Source organism: Phaeobacter sp. SYSU ZJ3003 (assembly GCF_041300735.1).
GTDB lineage: Bacteria > Pseudomonadota > Alphaproteobacteria > Rhodobacterales > Rhodobacteraceae > Phycobacter > Phycobacter gallaeciensis_A.
Genome location: NZ_PXNU01000002.1, coordinates 12394 through 33400, shown reverse-complemented (window position 1 = coordinate 33400; position 21007 = coordinate 12394). Strand labels below are relative to the sequence as shown.

The following is a 21007-nucleotide window of genomic DNA, read 5'->3' as shown; positions in this document are numbered from 1 at the left end:
CCCTTATTTGTATTTCAGTTTGGCCAGAACGATGCTGATCACGATCAGCAAGGCACAGAAGTTGGCCAGGATCAAAGGCATGTCGCCCACCATAAGCCCGTAGATGAGCCAGAGCGAGACGGTGAGAAGAAACATCAGGTTGGCCGCCAGCGACAGGCCCGAGGTGTCCCGCGTGCTCCAGGCGCGCCAAGCCTGGGGGATCCAGCAGATCGTGCCCATCGTGCCGGCCAGATATCCGATGTACAGTTCCATCAGTTGCCCATGTTTTCGTCAAAGGTTGCTTTGGCCCGGCCCCAGACACCGCTGCCGAGATCGCCCAGCGTCAGAAGCGAGGGCAAAAGCTGCTCGGCGTAATCGACCGAGCTTTCGGCGGGCAGCATTGAGGGCAGGTTGTCGATGGCCATCACGTCTAGAACCGGATCCTTGGCCACGCGCAGGGCAGGGGCATCCCAGGTGGTGGCGCGGTCATAGACCGGCACCGGGTTGTAATCGCTGTCCGGATCGCAGGCGACATCGCCGATGGCGGTCAGCTTGCGCGGCTCTGTCAGGGCAGATTGCGGTACAAACACAGGCGTGCCGGGGCGCGCAAAGATGCAGTTGAGGAACAGATCGTGCTCCAGGATTTCCGGGAAGGGACCGCCATTGGCGGTTTCCGCCATGTCCCATTTGGTAACGATGACGCCCATGGTCTCCAGCAGATCCGCCGCGCCAGTGCCAACACGCCCGAGGGCTCCAATCACGATGGCGGTGGGGCGGGGGGCTTTCAGCGCGAACAGCTCGGAGGACAGATCGGCAATCAGCGAATCCTTGTCCTTGAAGACACCAACCGGGCCACAGATTTCGCCGCGCTGCTGAGCGGCCCAGCATTTCAGCGTCACCGCCGCGCCTGCATAGCCGGCCCAATAGCCAAAGGCCGCAACCCTTCGGCCGCTTTCGTCCACCAGATATTCCAGGTCATAAAGCGTGCCGCCACCCTGGCGGAACCGCTCCAGCAACGCCTTGCCCGAGTGCTGACCCTTGAAGGCATGGCCGAACATGATGTGCCTGTGCGGCAGCGGCGTGCCGTCCTCGGGAAGTTCTTTCAGGCCAAAGATGATCGCCTCTGCCGGGGCTGTGGGCCAGCTGTTTTCGGCGGCGATATCGCAGCCTGCATCCACATAGCCCTGCAAGGGGATCGCCCGGACCGAGCTCTTCTCGACCGTGACCTTGATGCCTGCATCGATCAGCGCCTTGGCGCCTTCGGGGGTCAGCCCGACCCGTTCTTCATTCGGGCGCTGCTCGGCCCGTACCCAGAGATGAGTCATTCTCTTGTCGTCCTTCACTCAAATATCAAAGCATGCCCTTGGCGCGGACTGCGCGCACCGAGGGGCGCTGATCCATGGTGGCCATGAAATCCCGGATCTTGGGATAATCCGCAACCGAAACCCCGTCCCCTTCGAGCCAGCTGCACACCACAAACAGATAGCAATCGGCGATACTGATCTCATCACCCAGCACAAAGGGCCCTTTAAGGCCGTTTTCGCTGATGTAGGCGGCAGAGGCGGCCATGGTTTCTGGCACTTTCGCTGTCATGTCCTCAAACGAGGATTGCTGACTGGCCCAACGGCTGCCGCGCATCTTGTGGGCGTGGTTCACGTGCATGGTCGAGGCAAGGTAGTACATCACCTCGCGCATGCGGGCCTTCAGAACCGGGTCTTCGGGGCGCAGGCCTGCGTCGGGAGCAAGATCGGCGATATAGTCCAGCAGAGCGCCGGTTTCGGTCAGGATGCCGCCCTCGACCGCCAGCGCGGGCACACGGCCCTTGGGATTGATCTGCCCATAGGCGGGTTTTGTCTGCTCGGCGCTGGCAAAATCCACATTGACCGCCTCATAGGTGATACCGGCTTCCTCAAGCGCGATGGCCACTGCAATCGAGATCGTGCCGGGAGCATAATAAAGTTGCATCTGTTTCTTCCTTCAATCCTGTCGCGGGCGGTCTGCCCCATGGTCAAATCGTGGTCAAACCTGCGGTCAAAGATGGGTCTGCGCAAAATGGCGGTCGGGTGTTTCCAGATGGGGTACCGCGTTGAACAGTACCGGCGACCAGTGCCCGCCAATGGGGAACAGACGGTGCATCGAGGTATTCATGATCGCGAGCGCCATCCGGGCCATGCCGGTGATTTCGAGCATCATCGCCTGACGCATCGCCATGGAGATCAGCCCGCCCGAGGTCACCACCAATGCCGGACCTTCTCCCGCCGCGATTTCGGACAGGGCCGCTTGGGTGCGAGTTTCAAAATCGCTCCAGCTTTCGGGGGCATCATCGATTTCACCTTCTGCCCAGGCGGCCAGCACCTGCGGCAGGTGGGCAATGAAGCCTTCGCGTTCCTGCGGGATGGCCAGCCCGTGCTGTTTCTCCATCGCCTGGGCGAGGGTGAAATACTCCATCTCGTTGAGACGGGGATCCTGCACCACCTCTTCGGTATATCCCATGCCCGCAGCGGTTTCGATGTGCCGGGTCAGGGTGCCGCAATAGATACGGGGATGGCTGGCGCCGCTGGCGCGCAGATGCTCACCCAGCCAGGCCGCCTGCTGATGGCCCAGATCGCTGAGCCGGTCATAGCTGTGCTCGTCGCGGGCCTCGGTGTTTGCCTGCCCGTGGCGGATCAGCGTGATATGAGACATCGCTTCCGTTCCTCTGATCTTTGGCCTGACTCTTAGGTGAGCAGCCCGCGACATGGAAGGAAGGTTTCAGGGATGGCGCGAAATTTACCGGGTGCCGATTTGGCACGCGTGAAAAAATGCAGGAAAGACGTTCCGGAAAAAGGTTAACAAAATGTGGACATAACGCAAATGATGGAAGATGTAGGTTAACACCCGTTGGAACTGACGGGCCGTACACAAGACCGTGACCAAGGGAGAACCCGGAATGAAGATCAACCCCCAGAGATTCTTGGCGGATCTCCATACGCTGCGCTCGTTCGGGGCCTCCGGGGTCGGGAAAGGTGTGGTTCGTCCGGCCTATACCGCGGTGGACATCGCCGCGCGCCGCTGGCTGGCGAGCCGCATGCAGGAAGCGGGGCTTGAGGTTCGGTTTGACCGGCTTGGCAATCTTTTTGGCATTGCCGGGGAGAAATCCTTGCTGATCGGTTCGCACAGCGACAGCCAGCCCGAAGGCGGGTGGCTGGATGGTGCGCTGGGCGTCATTGCCGGCTTGGAAATTGCCCGCGCCAGCAAAGAGGCCGGAGGGCCGCCGATTTCCGTTGTCAGCTTTCAGGATGAAGAGGGGCGTTTCGGTGTTCTGACCGGATCGGACGTCTGGACCGGGCGGCTGTCGATGGCGGATGCGGATCAGCAGACCGATAACGAGGGGCAGACGCTGCGGGCCGCGCGGCAGCGGATGAAAGAAGGGACGGAAAAACCCGTGCCGACGGATCTGTTCACCGGCTTTCTGGAAATGCATATCGAACAGGGGCCTACCCTGGACACCACCGGTGAAAAGATCGGTGTTGTCACCAATATCGTTGGAATCCGGGATATGCGGATCACCTTTACCGGTCGTCAGAACCATGCGGGCACGACGCCGATGCATCTGCGGCAGGATGCCTTTCAGGCGCTTTCGGCCTTCAACACCCGCCTGAATGAACGGTTTGCCGAGATCGTCACCCCGGCAACCGTCTGGACCCTTGGCCATGTTGCACTGCATCCCAATGCGTCTTCGGTGGTGCCGGGCAGGGTGACCTTCTCCATGCAGTGGCGTGATGCGGAGGCCGCGCGTCTGTTGGAGATGGAACAGATCATCCGTCAGACCTGTGACGAGATCGCAGCGGAACGCGACGTGGAGGTGGAGATGGGACCGGTGATGGGCATCGAACCCGTTGCCATGGATGACCGCATTCAGGCGGCCCTGCGCGCGGCGGCCGAAGATCTGGCGCCGCAGCAATGGCGTGACATGCCGTCGGGGGCGCTGCACGATGCCGCTAATGTGGCGCGGGTCATGCCAACCGGGATGCTCTTTGTGCCGTCAATCGGCGGCATCAGCCACGCCTTTGACGAGGACACGGACGAAGCCGATCTGACGCTGGGGCTGGAAGTTTTGGCCCAGGCGGCCGCGGCCCTGTGAACAGAAATTAAGTGCAGAAACCGGCGGCCTGCGGGTCGCCGGAGTGTGCTGCGTGATCAGTCGGCGGTGGCCTGCGATGCCAGTCCGTCGCGGTTATAGCCGCGTTTGATCATGCGGTTGCGGTGGCTGTCGGCGGCAACCGACGCCTCGCGCAGGTTGCCATAGATGTTGATCACGCTTTGCCCATCGCGCCCTGCGACCCCCCATTCCCGAAGGACGGAAACCTCTGAGAACAGGTTCATCGCCAGTTCGATCCGGTAAAACCGGGAGGGCCGGGATGATGTTTCACGATAGAGAAGACAGGTAGCCATGAGGCGATTCTAATCGCGGTGATTCGGGTCGGCAAGAGAAAGGATGGTGAACCCGCACGGGCCGGGATCACTTTTGCACCGCTGGTTTGTTCCGGTCATCCTGCCGCTTGATGCCGACAGCCGATGACCAGCCTCAGAGCCAGTTCACATCGCCGAGGAAAATATAGCCCGCGCCGTAGATGGTCTTGATCAGGCGGGGGTTCTTGGGATCTTCGCGCAATTTGGTGCGCAGGCGTGACACACGCACATCCATGGCCCGGTCGAAACTGTCCCCGGCAGCCCCGCCCAGTGCCTCCTGCATCTGGGCGCGGGAGATCAGCCGCTTGGGACTGTCCAGAAACAGCCGCAGCACTTCGCCCTCGGCATGGGAAAAGGGCGTTTCGCCGCCGGTTTCATCCTCCAGAACATAGCGGTCGAAATGGGCCGTCCAGCCAGAGAACTGCGCCGAATTCCCGCTTTGCACCTGGGCACGCGGGCCGCCGCGCAGACGGGCGCGGATACGGGCGACGACTTCGGTGGGATCAAAGGGTTTGGTGATGTAATCATCAGCGCCCAGCTCCAACCCGGTCACCCGGTCCTGCACCTGCGCGCGACCGGAAATGATGATCACCGCCGCGCCCTGCTCCAGCGCCAGCCTGTGCACAAGTGTCAGCCCATCGGTGTCGGGCAGCGACAGGTCAACGAGGCAGACATCTGGCGTCACCCGTTTCAAGGAAGCTTCGAATTCGCGCGCCCGGGAAAAACTTTGGGTGCGGAAACCAGCCTCTTCCAGGGTCTCGGTCAGGATCCGGCGGATTTCGGGTTCATCGTCCAGAATGGTGACAAGAGGCGCGGTCATGAAGGGGTCTCCGGTGTGATCAGCGCCGACAGCTGCTGCGTGGTAAAGGGTTTTTGCAGAACAGGCCCGCGTTTCAAAGCCTCCCGATGCATGGCATCGCCCGGGGGCAGCGACGTCATCAGGATGCAGGGCAGGGAGGATCCGGCCAGCCGGTCGACCAGATCGATCCCGGTGGCCTCACCTTCCAGCCGGATGTCGGACAGCACCAGCGCCATGTCCGGAATGTCAGCGGTCAGGGCCGAGGCTTCGTCTACGCTGGTGGCCTCGATCACGGAATAGCCAAGGTCGATCAGCATGTCGCGAAAGGTGGCGCGCAGGCTTTCGCTGTCTTCGACGAGCAGTGCGATCCCGCCCGAGGCATCCGGCGCCAGCCGGTAGGGCAGGCGCAGGGTAACGCTGGCGCCCGAGACCGTATTGGCGATGCGCATGTCGCCGCCTGTAGATTTCGCCATGTCATAAACGGTCGGCAGACCCAGGCCCGAGCCTTCGCTGCCCTTGGTGGTGAAAAACGGGTTCAGCGCCTGTTTCAGCGCCTCGGGGGAAAAGCCGGGACCAGTGTCGCTGACGCTGATTTCCAGCCAGGTTTCTCCGACCGCATGGACGCTGACGGTGATCTGCCCGGTGGTGCCGCAGGCGTCGCGGGCGTTGAAAATAAGGTTCAGCAGCGCGTCCTGCAATTTGCCCGCATCCAGCAGCAGCATCACGTCGGGCGTATTGTCGAGAATGCTGAGGCCGATGCCCTGCGGCAGCGAGGGCGAGGCGAGGATCTTCAGCTCATTGAGCAGCACATGCATGTCGGTGGCCTGCGGGCGCAGGGTGCGCTGGCCTGTCATTTCCCCGATGCGGTTCAGAAGCCGCCCACCCCGCCGTGCCGCTGAAAGGGTGCCCTGGATTAGCTCATCCGCTTCGGGGGGCAGATCCATCTTGGCCAGTTTGCCCTGCATGCCGAGGATGATGGTCAGAAGGTTCGAAAAGTCATGCGCAAGGCCGGAGGTCATCTGCGCCGCCATTTCGCGGCGGCGGGCCTGTTGCAGGGCGACGCGGGCCTGGGTTTCTTCGGTCACATCCATCGACAGGATAAAGACGCCGCCGCTGTTGTCCGGGGTAAAGGCGACGCGGATGCGGCGGCTGCCGTGTTCCTCGGTAAACTCAAAGACCGGGCTGCCACCTTTGTAGGCGGCCATCAGGTGCGGTTCGATCCGGGCAAAGGCGGATGGCCCCAGCGCATCCGAGATATGCATCCCCAGAATGTCCGAGGGACGGCCCGGAAAGACCGAGCTGAGCCGCCGGTTGGTAAAGGAATAATAGCCTTCGCCATCCACGTGGGCGATATGGGCCGGCATCATTTCCGTCGTCAGACGGGTGCGGGCTTCGATCTCGGTGAGCTGGCGTTTGGCCTCTTCCAAGGCGCTGTTGGTGGCGGCCAGTTCGCGGTTTGCTGCCGACAGTTCTTCGGTATGGGCGATCAGACGGTCCGACATTTCCTCGGACCGGGCCCGCAGCAACAGTTCGACCCGTTTTGTCCGGGTGATATCGGTATAGACCGACACCCAGCCCCCCTGCGAAAGTGGTGCCCCCTCGATCGAGATCACCTGCCCGTTGGCGCGGGTGCGTTCCAGATAATGTGGAACAAAGGCAAGCGCTTGTTCGACGCGGGAGTCGACAAATTCGTCGATATCCTCGATTGGGCCGTATTCGCCGCTTTCGGCGATATACCGGATGGTTTCGTCAAAGCGCGCGCCGGGGGTTACCAGCCTGTCCGGTAGGGCGAACATCTCCTTGAACCGACGATTACAGACTGCCAGCCGCAGATCGCTATCGTAGATCGACAGCGCCTGAGCGATCAGGTTGAGCCCGGCGGTCGTCATAGCGGCGCGTTGTTTGTCTGACTGTTTCATATGTTCTCCCGCGCTATGGCTACCACTGTGCGGCGGCGCGGCAAAGAGGTGGTCTGCTGCGGCGTGAGGGCGCGTGGCGCATTTTGCCGGTCTCGGTGTCGCGGTAAATCTGCGGTGGTTGAGGGGATGTGAAACAGGCCGGAACACAATCCTGTGATCCTGTTACAATTCGTAAGAATTGGGAAAACATCAGGAAAAAGTTGACGCACTACCATCAGACAGGTCCTAATCGGGATCAGAATCGCGGAACAGCGATCATCCGGCCAGGGGAGGCCGGAAAGGGAGGAGATAAAATTGGCTCAGACGCAGTCGGGCGCCGCAGGACTATTGTCTCTGCCGGCGCTGCTTGAACGTAACGCCACGGAATTCGCTAATCAGCCGGCTTACCGGGAAAAGGAATTCGGAATCTGGCAGTGCTGGACCTGGGTGGAAATCGCCAAGGAGATCGAAGCACTGGCGCTTGGCCTGATCAACCTAGGCATCAAGGAAGGCGATTTCATCGCCATCATTGGGCGCAACCGCCCCTACCTTTACTGGTCGATGGTTGCGGCGCAGTCCGTCGGCGCCATTCCGGTGCCGGTCTACAACGACTCTGCCGCCGAGGAACTGGCCTATGTGCTGGATCATTGCGGCGCCCGCTATGTGATCGCCGAAGACCAGGAACAGGTCGACAAGGTGATCGAGATTCAGGAGCAGCTGCACCAGCTGGAGCATGTGATCTATCTGGATCCGCGCGGCATGCGGAAATACGACCACCATGCCTTGCACCAGTACAGCCACGTGCAGGAGCAGGGCCGCGCCGCCTATGACGAATGGATCCCGGATCTGAAGGCGCGCAAGGCCAAGCTGACCTACGACAGCACCTGTGTGATGCTTTATACTTCGGGGACGACGGGCAAGCCAAAAGGCGTTGTCCTGTCCAACCGCAACGTGATCGAAAGCGCCAAGAACTCGGCTGATTTCGATAAGCTGACCCGCAACGAGAACATCCTTTCCTACCTGCCGATGGCCTGGGTTGGGGACTTCATCTTCTCGATCGGTCAGGCCTACTGGTGCGGCTTCTGCGTGAACTGCCCGGAAAGCCAGGACACCATGATGACGGACCTGCGGGAAATCGGTCCGACTTATTTCTTTGCTCCGCCGCGCGTCTTCGAAGGTCAGCTGACCAGCGTCATGATCCGGATGGAAGATGCAGGTCCGCTGAAGCGCAAGATGTTCCACCACTTCCTGGCCCACGCCAAGAAGGTCGGCGGCGACATCCTGGACGGCAGGCCCGTGGGGCTGATGGACCGGCTGAAGTACAAGCTGGGTGACATTCTGGTCTACGGTCCGCTGAAAGATACCCTTGGCTATGGCCGCATCCGTGTCGGATACACCGCCGGTGAAGCCATCGGCCCGGAAATCTTCGATTTCTATCGCTCGCTGGGGATCAACCTCAAACAGCTTTATGGTCAGACCGAGGCCACCGTTTTCATCACCGTGCAGCCCGATGGCGAAGTGCGGGCCGATACGGTTGGCGTTCCGGCGCCGGATGTGGAGATCCGCATTGACGACAATGGCGAGATCTTCTACCGCTCGCCCGGCGTTTTCGTGGAGTATTACAAGAACGCGGAATCCACCGCTTCGACCAAGGATCCTGAAGGCTGGGTCGCGACTGGCGATGCGGGCTTTATCGAAAACGATACGGGCCACCTGCGCATCATCGACCGGGCCAAGGATGTTGGCAAAATGGCCAGCGGTGCAATGTTTGCTCCGAAATATGTCGAGAACAAACTGAAGTTCTACCCCGACATCCTTGAGGCCGTGCTCTTTGGTAATGGCAAGGATCGTTGCGTGGCTTTCATCAACATCGACCTGACTGCCGTAGGCAACTGGGCCGAGCGCAACAACATTGCCTATGCCTCTTATCAGGAACTGGCCGGCCACCCGAAGGTTCTGGAGAGCATCCGGGAGCATGTAGAAGAGGTGAACAAATCCGTTGCCGCCGACGAAATGCTGTCTGGCTGTCAGGTGCATCGCTTTGTCGTGCTGCACAAGGAGTTGGACGCGGATGACGGTGAGATGACCCGTACCCGCAAGGTGCGCCGCCGCATCGTCGAGGACAAGTTCGCCGACATCATCACCGCGCTTTATGACGGCTCGGATCAGGTCTCGACCACCACCGAAGTTACCTATGAGGACGGCCGCAAGGGCGCGATCAGCGCCACGCTGAGCATCGTCGATGCCAAGGTGGTTCCGGTGACACCGCAGCAGGTGGCCGCAGAATGATCCGCGCGACAAAGACAGGCAGCCAGAAAAAGGGGCTGGGCACGTGAAAGACATGGAAGAAGGATACGTCACCGAAGACGGCCGCAAGATTGGCGGCGTGGTGATGGAAATGAAGAACATCACCCTGCGGTTCGGCGGTGTGGTGGCGATCAAGGACATCTCGTTCGACATCCGTCAGGGTGAGATCCGCGCGATCATCGGCCCCAACGGTGCGGGCAAGTCCTCGATGCTGAACGTGATCTCGGGGTTCTACGTCCCGCAGGAAGGTCAGGTTCTCTATCAGGGCAAGCCACGTCCGCAGATGCGCCCCTACGAGGTGGCGCGTCAGGGTATCGCCCGGACATTCCAGAACATCGCGCTTTTCGAAGGGATGAGTGTTCTGGACAACGTGATGACCGGACGGCTCAACTACATGAAGACCGGCCTGCTGAGCCAGGCGCTGTGGAAGGGCAAGGCCGAGAAGGAAGAGACCGAGAACCGCGAAGCGGTGGAGAAGGTCATCGACTTTCTGGAAATCCAGCACATCCGCAAGACCCCGGTGGCGCGTCTGCCCTATGGTCTGAAGAAACGGGTGGAGCTGGCCCGCGCCCTTGCGGCCGAGCCGAGCCTGCTGCTGCTGGATGAACCGATGGCTGGCATGAACGTCGAGGAAAAAGAGGACATGTCCCGCTTTATTCTTGATGTGAATGACGAATTCGGCACCACGATCGCCCTTATCGAACACGACATGGGCGTGGTGATGGATCTGTCCGACCGAGTGGTCGTTATGGATTACGGCAAGAAGATCGGCGATGGCACGCCGGACGAAGTCCGCAACAACCAGGATGTGATCGACGCCTACCTTGGCGTTGCGCATGACTGACCATCAGACCGGCTTGAGGGAGGCGAAACATGCCTGAACAACTGATTTTTGCGATGGAAGTCACGCTCAACGGCCTGATGGCCGGCGTGCTCTATGCGCTTGTCGCGCTCGGATTTGTCCTGATCTACAAGGCATCCGGCATCTTTAACTACGCCCAGGGCGTCATGGCGCTGTTCGCGGCGATGACCCTGGTGGGGATCATGAATGGTCAGGTGCCCTTTGCGCATCTGATCAACGCGGTCTTCGGCGGCCATATCACCCATTTCGGGTGGACGATTCCGTCCTTCCTAGCGGTGATCCTGACCGTGGCGGTCATGGTATTGCTGGCCTGGCTGGTGCAGGTTCTGGTGATGAAACATCTGGTCGGGCAGGAGCCGATCATCCTGTTCATGGCCACCATCGGTCTGGCCTACTTCCTGGAAGGCGTGGCTGACCTGATGTGGGGCTCCGAGATCAAGACGCTGGATGTGGGCATCCCGCAGGGCATCAACCTGTGGATTGATGAGACCACCTACAACATCTTTGGCTACGGCTTCTTCATCGACAACCTTGATATCGTGGCGACCGTGGTGGCGGCGCTTCTGGTGACCGGTCTTGTGATTTTTGCCCAATACACCAAGCAGGGCCGCGCAATGCGCGCCGTGGCGGATGATCACCAGGCGGCGCTGTCTGTGGGTATCTCGCTGAACTTCATCTGGGTTCTGGTCTGGTCGGTTGCCGGGTTCGTGGCGCTGGTCGCAGGTATCATGTGGGGCACCAAGTCGGGCGTGCAGTTCTCGCTGTCGCTGATCGCGCTGAAGGCGCTGCCGGTTCTGATGCTGGGCGGTTTCACCTCGATCCCGGGCGCCATCGTCGGCGGCCTGATCATCGGTGTAGGTGAGAAACTGTTTGAATTTGCTATCGGCCCGATGGTCGGCGGCGCGACTGAAAACTGGTTCGCATACGTTCTGGCGCTGCTGTTCCTGGTGTTCCGTCCGCAAGGCCTCTTTGGGGAGAAGATCATCGAAAGGGTCTGACGCAGCCCACTGACATCAAGGCCGGTTCCATTCGGGGAGGGATGGGGCCGCGCCGCAAGAGACTGAACGCAACATAAGAGGGAGGAAAGACGCATGAGAAAGCTCATTGCCATCGTCAATGTGATCGCCTGGTCTGGATTTTGGGCCTTTGGCTATCTGGCGCTGACCTCCGGAGATTTTTCCGACACCCAGGTCGTCATCTCCGCTCTTCTGGCTGCTGTCGGTCTTTTCACAGGGATCCTCGCCTATCTGCGACTGGCCCGCCTGGCCGAGGCCAGCGGATACGCGAAGAAGACAAATCAACTGGACGCAGCGGCCCGCAACCGCGCGCAGGAAAAAGGGAGCATCTGAAGCATGTTCTACCGTGAAGCCGGGGACTTTAAGGTCTCTTACCAGGATGACAGCCAGACGTTTCCGATCAAATTTGATCGCTATCGTTACTACGCGGTGCTGGCCGTGGCCTTTCTGGTCATCCCCTTTGTCATCAACGACTACTGGGCGAATGCCATCCTGCTGCCGTTCCTGATCTATTCGATCGCGGCCATCGGCCTTAACATTCTGGTCGGATATTGCGGTCAGGTCAGCCTCGGGACCGGCGGTTTCATGGCTGTGGGTGCCTATGCGGTCTACAAGTTCATGACAGCCTTCCCCGAAGTCAGCATGTTCGTGCATGTTCTTTTGGCGGGCGGTGTGACCGCGCTGGTCTGTGTGGCCTTTGGCCTGCCGTCCTTGCGCATCAAGGGCTTTTACCTGGCGGTGGCCACGCTGGCGGCGCAGTTCTTCCTGGTCTGGCTGTTTAACCGTGTGCCGTGGTTCTACAACTACTCAGCCTCGGGCCAGATCAACGCGCCTGAGCGTGATGTCTTTGGCATCGTGATCACCGGTCCCAACGCACCGGCGTGGGCGACCTATTTCTTCTGTCTGATCTTCCTGACGTTCTGCGCCATCGTCGCCCGTAACCTGACGCGCGGCACAACTGGCCGGACCTGGATGGCGATCCGCGACATGGACATTGCTGCCGAGATCATCGGGGTGAACCCGCTGAAGGCGAAACTGACAGCCTTTGCCGTCTCCGGCTTCCTGATCGGTATCTCCGGGGCGCTGTTCTTCTCGGTCTACCTTGGCGCGGTTGAGGTCGGCGAGGCCTTTGGCATCAACAAGTCGTTCCTGGTGCTGTTCATGGTGATCATCGGCGGTCTGGGCTCGATCTTCGGCTCCTTCGCGGGCGCGGCCTTCCTGGTGCTGCTGCCGGTGGTGCTGAAGGTTCTGGGCGTCGACGTGATGGGCTGGCCGACTGATATCGTGGCGCATTTCCAGCTGGTGATCGTGGGGGGGCTGATCGTGTTCTTCCTGATCGCAGAACCGCACGGGCTGGCGCAGCTGTGGCGCGTTGCCAAAGAAAAACTGAGACTCTGGCCCTTCCCGCACTGACGCGGGGACGGCAGACCATCGCGGGGACAACAGCAAGAGCCAACTCACGGGCCCCGCATCAAAAAAATCGGATGAGACCAATGGGAGGAATGAACCCGATGAAACTTAAACTGACCACTCTGGCGCTGGGCGCGCTGATGGCCGCAGGGCCAGCCATGGCGGATCTCGTATTCCCGTCGCTGAGCTACCGCACCGGCCCCTACGCCGCAGGTGGCATCCCCTTCGCGGATGGCTATGCCGACTATTTCACCTTGGTGAATGAGCGTGACGGCGGCATCGGCGGCGTCAAGGCGAAGGTGATCGAATGCGAGACCGGCTATAACACCGAAAAAGGTGTGGAATGCTACGAATCCACCAAGGGCGAAGGCGCGCTGGTGTATCAGCCGCTGTCCACCGGTATCACCTACCAGCTGATCCCCAAAACCGCTGCTGACGGCATCCCGCTCCACACTATGGGCTATGGCCGGACCTCGGCTGCCAACGGCAAGGTCTTTGGCAACGTGTTCAACTACCCGGCAAACTACTGGGATGGCGCCTCGGGTATCATCACCTACCTGCTGGACGAAAACGGTGGCGACATCAAAGGCAAGAAGATCGCCCTGCTGTACCACAACTCCGCCTACGGCAAGGAACCGATCCGCACCCTGGAAGAGCTGTCCAAAAAGCATGGTTTCGAACTGTCGACCCTGCCCGTTGACCACCCCGGTCAGGAGCAGAAGTCCCAGTGGCTGCAGATCCGCCGTGACCGTCCCGACTATGTCGTTATGTGGGGCTGGGGCGTGATGAACCAGGTTGCCATTCAGGAAGCCGCAAACGTCCGTTATCCGATGGAAAACTTCATCGGCGTTTGGTGGTCCGGTGCCGAGCATGACGTCCTGTCCGCCGGTGCGAAGGCCAATGGCTACAAGGCTGTGACCTTCCACAACGTTGGCCGCGACTTCCCGGTGTTTGATGACATGCAGAAATATGTTGTCGACAAGGGCCTGGCTGCCGGTGCAGGCGATCAGATCGGTAATGTGCTTTATAACCGTGGCATGTACGCGGCGATGCTGGCTGTCGAAGCGGCCAAGACCGCCCAGGAAATGCACGGCACCAAGGACATCACCCCGGCGATGATGCGCGATGGCATGGAAGCCCTGGAAATGCCCGAAGCCCGTATGTCGGCGCTTGGCATGCCCTACTTCGGTCCGTCCTTCAACGTTTCCTGTGAAAACCACGGTGGCCCCGGCCTCGTCGGCATGACCCAGTGGAACGCAGAGACCAAGACCTGGAGCCTGATCTCGGACTTCCAGAAGACCGACACCGCTGTAATCCAGCCGCTGATCGAAGCTGACTCCGCTTCCTATGCGGCGGAAAACAACATCGAACCGCGCTGCAACTGATAGTGCTGGTGGTCCCGCCTTTTGGGGCGGGACCTGACTCACAACCGGTGTGGCGGCCAGCCGCCACACCACCTCCGAAGAGACACCGATCCGGGCGCCTGCGAATGAATACGGCTCGCCCCGGACCAGGCCGCAACAGGCCGTGACCGCATGAGGACAAACTTTGATGCTCGACGCAGCAAACACCACCGATGTGCAGGCCGAAACCCTGCTTGAGGTCAACAATATCGAGGTGATCTACAACCACGTGATCCTCGTGCTGAAAGGCGTCAGCCTGAAGGTTCCAAAAGGCGGTATCACCGCGCTGCTGGGCGGCAATGGCGCCGGCAAGACAACGACACTGAAGGCGGTTTCGAACCTGCTGCATTCCGAACGCGGTGAAGTGACCAAAGGGTCGATCAAATACCGCGGCGAGGTGATGCACGATCAGGATCCCGCCGAAGTGGTCCGCAAGGGCGTCATCCAGGTGATGGAAGGCCGCCATTGTTTCGAACACCTCACCGTTGAGGAAAACCTGATGACCGGCGCCTATACACGCGCCGATGGCAAGGGCGATATCCAGCGCGATCTGGAGATGGTCTACAGCTATTTCCCGCGCCTGAAGGAACGCCGCAAATCCCAGGCTGGCTATACCTCCGGGGGTGAGCAGCAGATGGTGGCCATGGGCCGCGCCCTGATGAGCCGCCCGGAAACCATCCTGCTGGACGAACCTTCGATGGGTCTGGCGCCGCAGCTGGTGGAGCAGATTTTCGGCATCGTGAAATCGATCAACGAAAACGAAGGCGTGACCTTCCTGCTGGCCGAACAGAACACCAACGTTGCCCTGCGCTTTGCGCATTATGGCTACATCCTGGAATCCGGCCGCGTGGTGATGGATGGACCTGCCGCCGAACTGCGCGAAAACCCGGACGTGAAGGAATTCTATCTCGGCATGTCGGATGAGGGGCGCAAGAGCTTCCGCGATGTGCGGTCCTACCGCCGCCGCAAACGGTGGCTGAGCTGATGCGGGGTGATGAGGACATGAGTTTTTTTGACATTCTTGAAACCCGCTCGGCGGATGAACGTGCCGCGGATATCGCCAAGGCGCTGCCGGAGCAGATCGCCCGCGCCAAAACCGCGCCGGGATATGGATCGGCGCTGGCCGATGTGGATCCTGCGGCGATCACCTCGGCTGCGGATCTGGCCGCGCTTCCGGTGCTACGCAAATCCGAACTGAGCCGCGCCCAGGCCGAGAATGCCCCCTTTGGTGGCTTCACGGTGAAACCGGCGCATGGGTTCGCGCATATCTTCCAGTCGCCGGGTCCGATTTATGAACCGGGCGGCAGCGAACATGACTGGTGGCGCATGGGTCGCTTCCTGCACGCGGCAGGCATTGGCGCTGGCGATGTGGTGCAAAACTGTTTCGGCTACCACCTGACTCCGGCTGGCATGATCTTTGAAAGCGGCGCCCGCGCCGTTGGCGCCGCGGTTCTGCCCGCAGGCACTGGTCAGACGGAATTGCAGGTCACAGCCGCCCGCGATGTGGGGGCGACCGCCTATGCGGGCACTCCGGATTTCCTCAAGGTGATCCTGGACAAGGCCGATGCCATGGGCGTGAAGCTGGGCTATACCAAGGCGGCGGTCGGGGGCGGCGCGCTGTTCCCCTCGCTGCGTCAGGAATACGCCGACCGGGGCATCACCTGCCTGCAAAGCTATGCAACGGCTGATCTCGGCAACATCGCCTACGAGAGCGCCGCGATGGAAGGCATGATCGTCGATGAGCGTGTTATCGTCGAGATCGTCACGCCGGGCACAGGCACGCCGGTTGCGCCGGGCGAGGTGGGCGAGGTCGTGGTGACCACGCTCAACCCTGATTACCCGCTGATCCGTTTTGCCACTGGCGATCTGTCGGCGGTTCTGCCGGGACAGTCCCCTTGCGGCCGTACCAACATGCGGATCAAGGGCTGGATGGGCCGCGCGGATCAGACCACCAAGATCAAGGGCATGTTCGTGCGCCCTGAACAGGTGGCAGCGCTGGTCGACAAGCATGATGAGATCGTCAAGGCGCGCGTCATTGCCACCCGTGACGGCGAAATGGACGCGATGACTGTTCAGATCGAAGCCACCGGCGGCGATGAGGTTGGGTTTGGGAAATCGGTGATCGAAGTGCTGAAGCTGAAAGGCAAGATCGAAGTGGTTGCCCCCGGTGCCCTGCCCAAGGACGGCCTGGTGATCGAGGATCAGCGCAGCTACGACTGAGCCGCAGCCTTACACAGACATGGAGAGCCGGGCCCCGTAAGGACGCCCGGCTTTTTTCTATCCGAAACCGGGGCCGGGCGTATTCGCCGCAGGGCAGGGTGCTTGCCAGTTTCCTGCTGGAGTTTCCGACAAAAATGATCGAAATAGAGGGGTGTTCCGACCCGCAGTGGGATTCACCAAAGCGATGAGCAACCGATGACTGAAGCCAGCCACACTCCAGACTACGCCCCAAAGGGAAGCCGCCTTGGGCGCAAGGCCGGGACACGCGTCTTTGCCGTGCTGGGCTGGGTCGTGGCGCTGGCTTGCGTCCTACCGATGCTGGCCGTGGCGCTGGCGGGGATGGTCGGCGGCACGGATACCATCGCGCATCTGGCCGGGACGGTGCTGCCACGCTACCTGATCACGACGGTGGTGCTAGTGGTTCTGGTCTCACTTGGAACCCTGTTGCTGGGCGTCGGGGCGGCCTGGCTTGTCACCATGACCCGTTTTCCTGGCGTGCGCCTGTTTGAGGTCGCGCTGGTCCTGCCGCTGGCCTTCCCGGCTTATGTGCTGGCCTATGCCTATACCTTTGTTCTGGATCACCCCGGCATCGTGCAGACCACCCTGCGACAGGTGACGGGCTGGGGTCCGCGCGATTACTGGTTCCCGGAGATCCGCTCTCCGGGTGGGGCGGCGGTGATGCTGATCTTCGTCCTTTATCCCTATGTCTACCTCTTGGCGCGGGCGGCATTCTTGCAGCAAAGCGCTGGCGCCTTCCTGGCGGCACGGGCACTGGGGAAAAGTGCCTGGGAGGCCTTCTGGCGTGTCAGCCTGCCGATGGCGCGGCCGGCGATTGCCTCGGGCGTGCTGTTGGCGGTGATGGAGACCATCGCCGATTTCGGCACCGTGTCCTATTTCGGGGTGCAGACCTTTGCTACAGGGATCTACACCAGCTGGTTCTCGCTCGCGGATCGCGCCGGGGCGGCGCAGCTGGCGCTCTGCCTTCTCAGCTTTGCGCTGATGCTGGCGGTAGTGGAACGCTCCACCCGCGGCAAGGCGCGCTATCATCAGGCGGGCAAGCATCACGCTGAAATGCCGCCTGCTGACCTCACCGGTTTGCGCGCCGTTGCGGCCTGGGTTCTGTGTGCGATTCCGGTGGTGCTGGGCTTTGTGCTGCCGGTGGTGATCCTGTGCAATATGGGGCTGCAATCCGAGCAGGACCTGTTCAGCCGCCGCTATATCGGGTTCATCCAGAACTCTCTGCTTCTAGCCTCGACTGCTGCGGTGATCACCGTGCTGGCGGCGGTCATCCTTGGCTTTTATCAGCGACTGCGCCCGGGGCGCAGTTCTGCACTCGCGGCCTATATGTCACGGCTGGGCTATGCGGTGCCGGGCGGGGTGATCGCGGTGGGGCTGATGGTACCTTTCGCGGCCTTTGACAACGCTCTCGATGCCTGGATGCGGGCGACCTTTGATATTCGTACCGGCTTGCTGATCACCGGATCCATCTGGCTCTTGGTGGCCGCCTATATGGTGCGGTTCCTCGCGGCGGCTCTTGGTGCCTATGAGAGCGGCCAGTCCACCGTACACGCCAATATGGATGCGGCTGCCCGGTCGCTGGGACAAAGCCCGCTGGGCATGCTGCGCCGGGTGCATCTGCCGATCCTGACGCCGAGCCTGCTGACCGCGCTGCTGATTGTTTTCGTGGATGTGATGAAGGAACTGCCCGCAACGCTGATCATGCGGCCATTCAATTACGATACGCTGGCGGTGCAGGCCTACCGGCTGGCCTCGGACGAGCGGTTGGAGGGCGCTGCGGTGCCGTCTCTGGTCATCATGGCGGTTGGGTTACTGCCGGTGATCCTGATCTGCCGACAGGTTGGGCGCCGCCGTTAGGCGTGCCCACCTGCCTGGCTCTGAGCGTCAGGCTGGCCCGTCCACCAGGCCTCGATTTGTTCGGGGGAAATCCGCCCGGCAGGCCCAAGCCCAATCAGAAGGGTTTCGTCGGCATCGCAGTGACGGGCTTCGACGTGGCGGCCGACGATATGCAGCTCATAGGCACCGCCAGTGGTCAGCACGTAGCCTTTCATGCGGTAAAGACCGTCGGGGCGGCTGGCCAGTTTGTCGCCCAATGCGCGGCGATCCAGAACATCGCGGCTTTGATGTTGCCAAGTGGCATAGGCGGGATGCGCGGCCACGGAGCGGCCTTTGGGCAGGGGCACGACGTCAAACAGGAGATCAGAAACTGGCGCACCATCCAGAACCGTCGGGGTGCGCGCGCCCGCGGCCTTCAATTGGTCTGCCAGATCCGCATCGATTGCTTCGCATTTGGAGACCAGAACCAGGTCAGCGGCGCGGATTTGCTGCAGCACCTGGGGGGCAATCTCTTCATCCTGCAGAAGGGTATCGGCATTGAGCCCATCCACCACGGTGACAATGCCGGCATAGCTAAAGCCGCTTTCGCCCATGACGGTATTTGCGATGGCGACTGGATCGGAGATACCGCTGGCCTCGATCACCAGATGGCCGGGCTGTTCCGGCCGATCCAGGATTTGCCGCAGCGTCAGCGCCAGATCCGTTCCCATGGTGCAGCAGATGCAACCATTGCTCAGGGCGATGGTGCCGTTTTCCGTATCGCGGATCAGATCGGCGTCGATGTTTATGGCGCCGAAATCGTTGACGATGACGGTCAGGTCCAGCCCGTGCGACTCGGCGAGGATGCGATTGATGAGGCTGGTTTTACCTGCGCCGAGGTAACCGCTGATAATCGTGACAGGCACCCTTTTCACAGCATGGTTCCTTGTCGTGCGATATCCCGGAAACCCTGCATGTGCCTTTAACCCCTCACTTGAAAATTCCGCAAATCTATAGGCGGCAGTAGGGTGCAGGTCCAGAAATTCAGCAACAAAGTTGCCGGATTGCAGGCGTAAAGGCGCTAAAGGATCATTTTGGGAGCGGGCAATGGCCGATTCTGAAAATCCGGGTCTTGAGTTGAGACATTCTGACCATCTGCGACTCTCAAAAAGGACAAAAAGGCGCGAGGGGGCCTCGCGCCTTTTTTAAAATTCGAATCATCCTGAGGTGGATTATTTCCAGCCTACCGCATCAAAGATCTTCTGTGCTTCGGGGATGTTCTTGGCCACGTCGGACAGGTTGATGTCGTCGGGTTTGAAATGGCCAAGGGCAGCGATGCTGGGGGCGAGGCCCACGCCCGGCACGGCCGGGTATTCGTCATTGCCTGCCGAGAAATACTGCTGCGCCTGATCCGAGGCGAGATACTCGAGGAACTTGATCGCGTTATCGCGGTTCGGGGCATGTGCAGCAACGCCGCCACCGGACAGGTTCATATGCGCGCCCTGTTCGTTTTGCGCCGGGAAGATCCAGCCGATCATGTCACGCGAATCGGAGAGGCCTTTGACGTCTTTGCGGATCGAGCGGGCAAAGTAATAGCTGTTCGCAACGGAGATCTCGCATTCACCCGAGACGATGCCGCGCAGCTGGTCGGTGTCACCGCCCTGCGGATCACGCGCCATGTTGGCAACCACGCCTTCGGCCCAGGATTTGGCAACATCGCTGCCCTGGTGGGTGATGATCGAGGCCAGCAGGGTCTGGTTGTAGGTGTTGGTCGAGGAGCGGATACAGACCAGCCCCTTGTACGCCGGATCGGCCAGATCAAGGTAGGTCTGCGGCGGGTTGGCCACGTCAGCCTTGTCGTAGAAGATGATCCGGGCGCGCTGGGAAAAGCCGAACCACTGGTTGTCTGCGTCCTGCAGGTAACCGGGCACGCGCGCCTCCAGCACGTCGCTGTCGATGGATTGCAGCACGCCTGCATCCTTGGCGCGGGCCAGACGCGAGGTGTCGACGGTCAGCAGGATATCGGCAGGGGAATTCTCGCCCTCGGCCTGCATGCGGGCAATCAGCTCATCCGCCTTGCCTTCGATCCGGTTGATGCGGATGCCGGTTGCCTCTTCGAAGTCCGAATATAGGCGTTCATCGGTGTCGTAATGGCGCGAGGAATAGAGGTTTACCTCTCCCTCGGCGGCGGCCGAGGTCGCAATGGTGGCGGCCAGAGCGCCTGCCAGTATCGTGGTCGCTTTCAACATGGTTACTCCCATCAAGCTTCGGTATGTCTTTCCGACTGATTTAGTCGATTATAGGATTCCGAAGCGGATGAAAACAAAAACTGACAATTTTACTTGGAGAAAATTCACGGGCTGGCTGCGGGCCAGTGGGCAAGGTCGTATCGGCTCGTTTCGGTAAGCGCCGCCGCTAAAACGCAAAAAAACCGCATCCGAAGATGCGGTTTTCAAAATACGCTGTGACTGTCGTGCAGTCCCAGATCCGGTCTGGTGGATCTTAGCCCTGACGCGCTTTGAAGCGGCGCTGGGTCTTGTTGATCACGTAGACGCGGCCCTTGCGACGCACAACGCGGCAGTCACGGTGCCGGTTCTTGAGCGAGCGGAGCGAGTTCTTGACCTTCATGGTCCTTCTCCTGTTCTGCGGCGCGAACCAGCGCCTGGGTTAGCGGGTGTTCCGACCCGTGGGCCAAAACAATGAATTCATGGTGGGCGATACAAGGTTCGAACTTGTGACCCCTTCGATGTCAACGAAGTGCTCTACCGCTGAGCTAATCGCCCATGAAACCCTTGCAACATCCTGCCCCAGAAACAAACGGGGCGCGG

Annotated in this window: 20 protein-coding genes and 1 tRNA gene; 10 read left to right on the top strand and 11 right to left on the bottom strand. The window is 60.7% G+C overall.

Going from position 1 to position 21007, the window contains the following annotated elements; translation table 11 throughout:
* Positions 1–3: 3 nt before the first annotated feature.
* From C6W91_RS01655 to C6W91_RS01640, 4 genes are all read right to left on the bottom strand, one after another.
* Positions 4–252, bottom strand: coding sequence for a SemiSWEET family sugar transporter (locus C6W91_RS01655; protein WP_065271793.1), 249 nt, complete (start codon positions 250–252; stop codon positions 4–6).
* A complete protein-coding gene (locus C6W91_RS01650; protein ID WP_065271792.1) occupies positions 252–1304 on the bottom strand; it encodes a saccharopine dehydrogenase in 1053 nt (350 codons plus the stop codon). Before C6W91_RS01650 ends, C6W91_RS01655 begins: the two co-directional genes overlap by 1 nt.
* 25 nt (positions 1305–1329) lie before the next feature.
* The gene (locus tag C6W91_RS01645) at positions 1330–1944 is read right to left on the bottom strand and encodes a glutathione S-transferase family protein (protein ID WP_065271791.1); all 615 of its coding nucleotides are present in this window, start codon (positions 1942–1944) and stop codon (positions 1330–1332) included.
* 66 nt (positions 1945–2010) lie between these two features.
* The gene (locus C6W91_RS01640) at positions 2011–2664 is read right to left on the bottom strand and encodes a histidine phosphatase family protein (protein WP_065271790.1); all 654 of its coding nucleotides are present in this window, start codon (positions 2662–2664) and stop codon (positions 2011–2013) included.
* Positions 2665–2908: 244 nt separating this feature from the next.
* Between C6W91_RS01640 and C6W91_RS01635 the strand changes: the two genes are divergently transcribed.
* Entirely contained in the window at positions 2909–4102 is a 1194-nt protein-coding gene (locus C6W91_RS01635) for a hydantoinase/carbamoylase family amidase (RefSeq protein ID WP_065273620.1), read from the top strand.
* 56 nt (positions 4103–4158) lie between these two features.
* Here C6W91_RS01635 and C6W91_RS01630 read toward each other — a convergent pair whose 3' ends face one another.
* The 3 genes from C6W91_RS01630 to C6W91_RS01620 all read right to left on the bottom strand — a co-directional run bounded on the left by C6W91_RS01630 (position 4159) and on the right by C6W91_RS01620 (position 7149).
* Positions 4159–4413, bottom strand: a complete 255-nt coding sequence (locus C6W91_RS01630) for a WGR domain-containing protein (RefSeq protein ID WP_065271789.1) — start codon at positions 4411–4413, stop codon at positions 4159–4161.
* Between the two features lie 133 nt (positions 4414–4546).
* Positions 4547–5251, bottom strand: a complete 705-nt coding sequence (locus tag C6W91_RS01625) for a response regulator transcription factor (RefSeq protein WP_065271788.1) — start codon at positions 5249–5251, stop codon at positions 4547–4549.
* Positions 5248–7149 (bottom strand): PAS-domain containing protein, encoded by a 1902-nt coding sequence (locus tag C6W91_RS01620; RefSeq protein ID WP_065271787.1) that lies wholly within the window; start codon positions 7147–7149, stop codon positions 5248–5250. The genes C6W91_RS01625 and C6W91_RS01620 overlap by 4 nt, the downstream gene beginning before the upstream one ends.
* Positions 7150–7443: 294 nt before the next feature.
* Here C6W91_RS01620 and C6W91_RS01615 point away from each other — a divergent pair, with 294 nt between their 5' ends.
* The 9 genes from C6W91_RS01615 to C6W91_RS01575 all read left to right on the top strand — a co-directional run bounded on the left by C6W91_RS01615 (position 7444) and on the right by C6W91_RS01575 (position 18221).
* Positions 7444–9417 (top strand): AMP-binding protein, encoded by a 1974-nt coding sequence (locus C6W91_RS01615; protein ID WP_065271786.1) that lies wholly within the window; start codon positions 7444–7446, stop codon positions 9415–9417.
* 52 nt (positions 9418–9469) lie between these two features.
* Positions 9470–10279 (top strand): ABC transporter ATP-binding protein, encoded by an 810-nt coding sequence (locus C6W91_RS01610; RefSeq protein ID WP_116560346.1) that lies wholly within the window; start codon positions 9470–9472, stop codon positions 10277–10279.
* Between the two features lie 29 nt (positions 10280–10308).
* Entirely contained in the window at positions 10309–11295 is a 987-nt protein-coding gene (locus tag C6W91_RS01605) for a branched-chain amino acid ABC transporter permease (protein ID WP_065271784.1), read from the top strand.
* A 93-nt stretch (positions 11296–11388) separates the two neighbouring features.
* Positions 11389–11646: a hypothetical protein gene (locus C6W91_RS01600; RefSeq protein WP_065271783.1), complete on the top strand. Its 258-nt coding sequence runs from the start codon at positions 11389–11391 to the stop codon at positions 11644–11646.
* Between the two features lie 3 nt (positions 11647–11649).
* Positions 11650–12726, top strand: a complete 1077-nt coding sequence (locus C6W91_RS01595; protein WP_065271782.1) for a branched-chain amino acid ABC transporter permease — start codon at positions 11650–11652, stop codon at positions 12724–12726.
* A 98-nt stretch (positions 12727–12824) separates the two neighbouring features.
* Positions 12825–14108, top strand: coding sequence for an ABC transporter substrate-binding protein (locus C6W91_RS01590; RefSeq protein ID WP_065273619.1), 1284 nt, complete (start codon positions 12825–12827; stop codon positions 14106–14108).
* A gap of 166 nt (positions 14109–14274) precedes the next feature.
* Entirely contained in the window at positions 14275–15111 is an 837-nt protein-coding gene (locus tag C6W91_RS01585) for an ABC transporter ATP-binding protein (protein WP_065271781.1), read from the top strand.
* Positions 15112–15128: 17 nt separating this feature from the next.
* Entirely contained in the window at positions 15129–16346 is a 1218-nt protein-coding gene (locus C6W91_RS01580; protein ID WP_065273618.1) for a phenylacetate--CoA ligase family protein, read from the top strand.
* A gap of 195 nt (positions 16347–16541) precedes the next feature.
* Positions 16542–18221, top strand: a complete 1680-nt coding sequence (locus C6W91_RS01575; RefSeq protein ID WP_065271780.1) for an iron ABC transporter permease — start codon at positions 16542–16544, stop codon at positions 18219–18221.
* Here C6W91_RS01575 and C6W91_RS01570 read toward each other — a convergent pair.
* The 4 genes from C6W91_RS01570 to C6W91_RS01555 form a co-directional block, all read right to left on the bottom strand.
* Positions 18218–19114, bottom strand: a complete 897-nt coding sequence (locus C6W91_RS01570; protein WP_065271779.1) for a GTP-binding protein — start codon at positions 19112–19114, stop codon at positions 18218–18220. The genes C6W91_RS01575 and C6W91_RS01570 overlap by 4 nt on opposite strands.
* Before the next feature lie 297 nt (positions 19115–19411).
* The gene (locus C6W91_RS01565; RefSeq protein WP_065271778.1) at positions 19412–20428 is read right to left on the bottom strand and encodes a Fe(3+) ABC transporter substrate-binding protein; all 1017 of its coding nucleotides are present in this window, start codon (positions 20426–20428) and stop codon (positions 19412–19414) included.
* A gap of 253 nt (positions 20429–20681) precedes the next feature.
* Positions 20682–20807, bottom strand: coding sequence for a type B 50S ribosomal protein L36 (gene ykgO, locus C6W91_RS01560; RefSeq protein ID WP_008562923.1), 126 nt, complete (start codon positions 20805–20807; stop codon positions 20682–20684).
* An 80-nt stretch (positions 20808–20887) separates the two neighbouring features.
* Positions 20888–20962, bottom strand: a tRNA-Val gene (locus tag C6W91_RS01555).
* Positions 20963–21007: the final 45 nt, after the last annotated feature.

Coding starts and splice junctions, on each gene's coding strand:
- C6W91_RS01590 (WP_065273619.1), top strand. CDS start 12,825: ATGAAACTTAAACTGACCACTCTGGCGCTGGGCGCGCTGATGGCCGCA.
- C6W91_RS01635 (WP_065273620.1), top strand. CDS start 2,909: ATGAAGATCAACCCCCAGAGATTCTTGGCGGATCTCCATACGCTGCGC.
- C6W91_RS01625 (WP_065271788.1), bottom strand. CDS start 5,251: ATGACCGCGCCTCTTGTCACCATTCTGGACGATGAACCCGAAATCCGC.
- C6W91_RS01605 (WP_065271784.1), top strand. CDS start 10,309: ATGCCTGAACAACTGATTTTTGCGATGGAAGTCACGCTCAACGGCCTG.
- C6W91_RS01620 (WP_065271787.1), bottom strand. CDS start 7,149: ATGAAACAGTCAGACAAACAACGCGCCGCTATGACGACCGCCGGGCTC.
- C6W91_RS01575 (WP_065271780.1), top strand. CDS start 16,542: ATGACTGAAGCCAGCCACACTCCAGACTACGCCCCAAAGGGAAGCCGC.
- C6W91_RS01655 (WP_065271793.1), bottom strand. CDS start 252: ATGGAACTGTACATCGGATATCTGGCCGGCACGATGGGCACGATCTGC.
- C6W91_RS01600 (WP_065271783.1), top strand. CDS start 11,389: ATGAGAAAGCTCATTGCCATCGTCAATGTGATCGCCTGGTCTGGATTT.
- C6W91_RS01580 (WP_065273618.1), top strand. CDS start 15,129: ATGAGTTTTTTTGACATTCTTGAAACCCGCTCGGCGGATGAACGTGCC.
- C6W91_RS01585 (WP_065271781.1), top strand. CDS start 14,275: ATGCTCGACGCAGCAAACACCACCGATGTGCAGGCCGAAACCCTGCTT.
- C6W91_RS01595 (WP_065271782.1), top strand. CDS start 11,650: ATGTTCTACCGTGAAGCCGGGGACTTTAAGGTCTCTTACCAGGATGAC.
- C6W91_RS01650 (WP_065271792.1), bottom strand. CDS start 1,304: ATGACTCATCTCTGGGTACGGGCCGAGCAGCGCCCGAATGAAGAACGG.
- ykgO (WP_008562923.1), bottom strand. CDS start 20,807: ATGAAGGTCAAGAACTCGCTCCGCTCGCTCAAGAACCGGCACCGTGAC.
- C6W91_RS01630 (WP_065271789.1), bottom strand. CDS start 4,413: ATGGCTACCTGTCTTCTCTATCGTGAAACATCATCCCGGCCCTCCCGG.
- C6W91_RS01565 (WP_065271778.1), bottom strand. CDS start 20,428: ATGTTGAAAGCGACCACGATACTGGCAGGCGCTCTGGCCGCCACCATT.
- C6W91_RS01640 (WP_065271790.1), bottom strand. CDS start 2,664: ATGTCTCATATCACGCTGATCCGCCACGGGCAGGCAAACACCGAGGCC.
- C6W91_RS01610 (WP_116560346.1), top strand. CDS start 9,470: ATGGAAGAAGGATACGTCACCGAAGACGGCCGCAAGATTGGCGGCGTG.
- C6W91_RS01645 (WP_065271791.1), bottom strand. CDS start 1,944: ATGCAACTTTATTATGCTCCCGGCACGATCTCGATTGCAGTGGCCATC.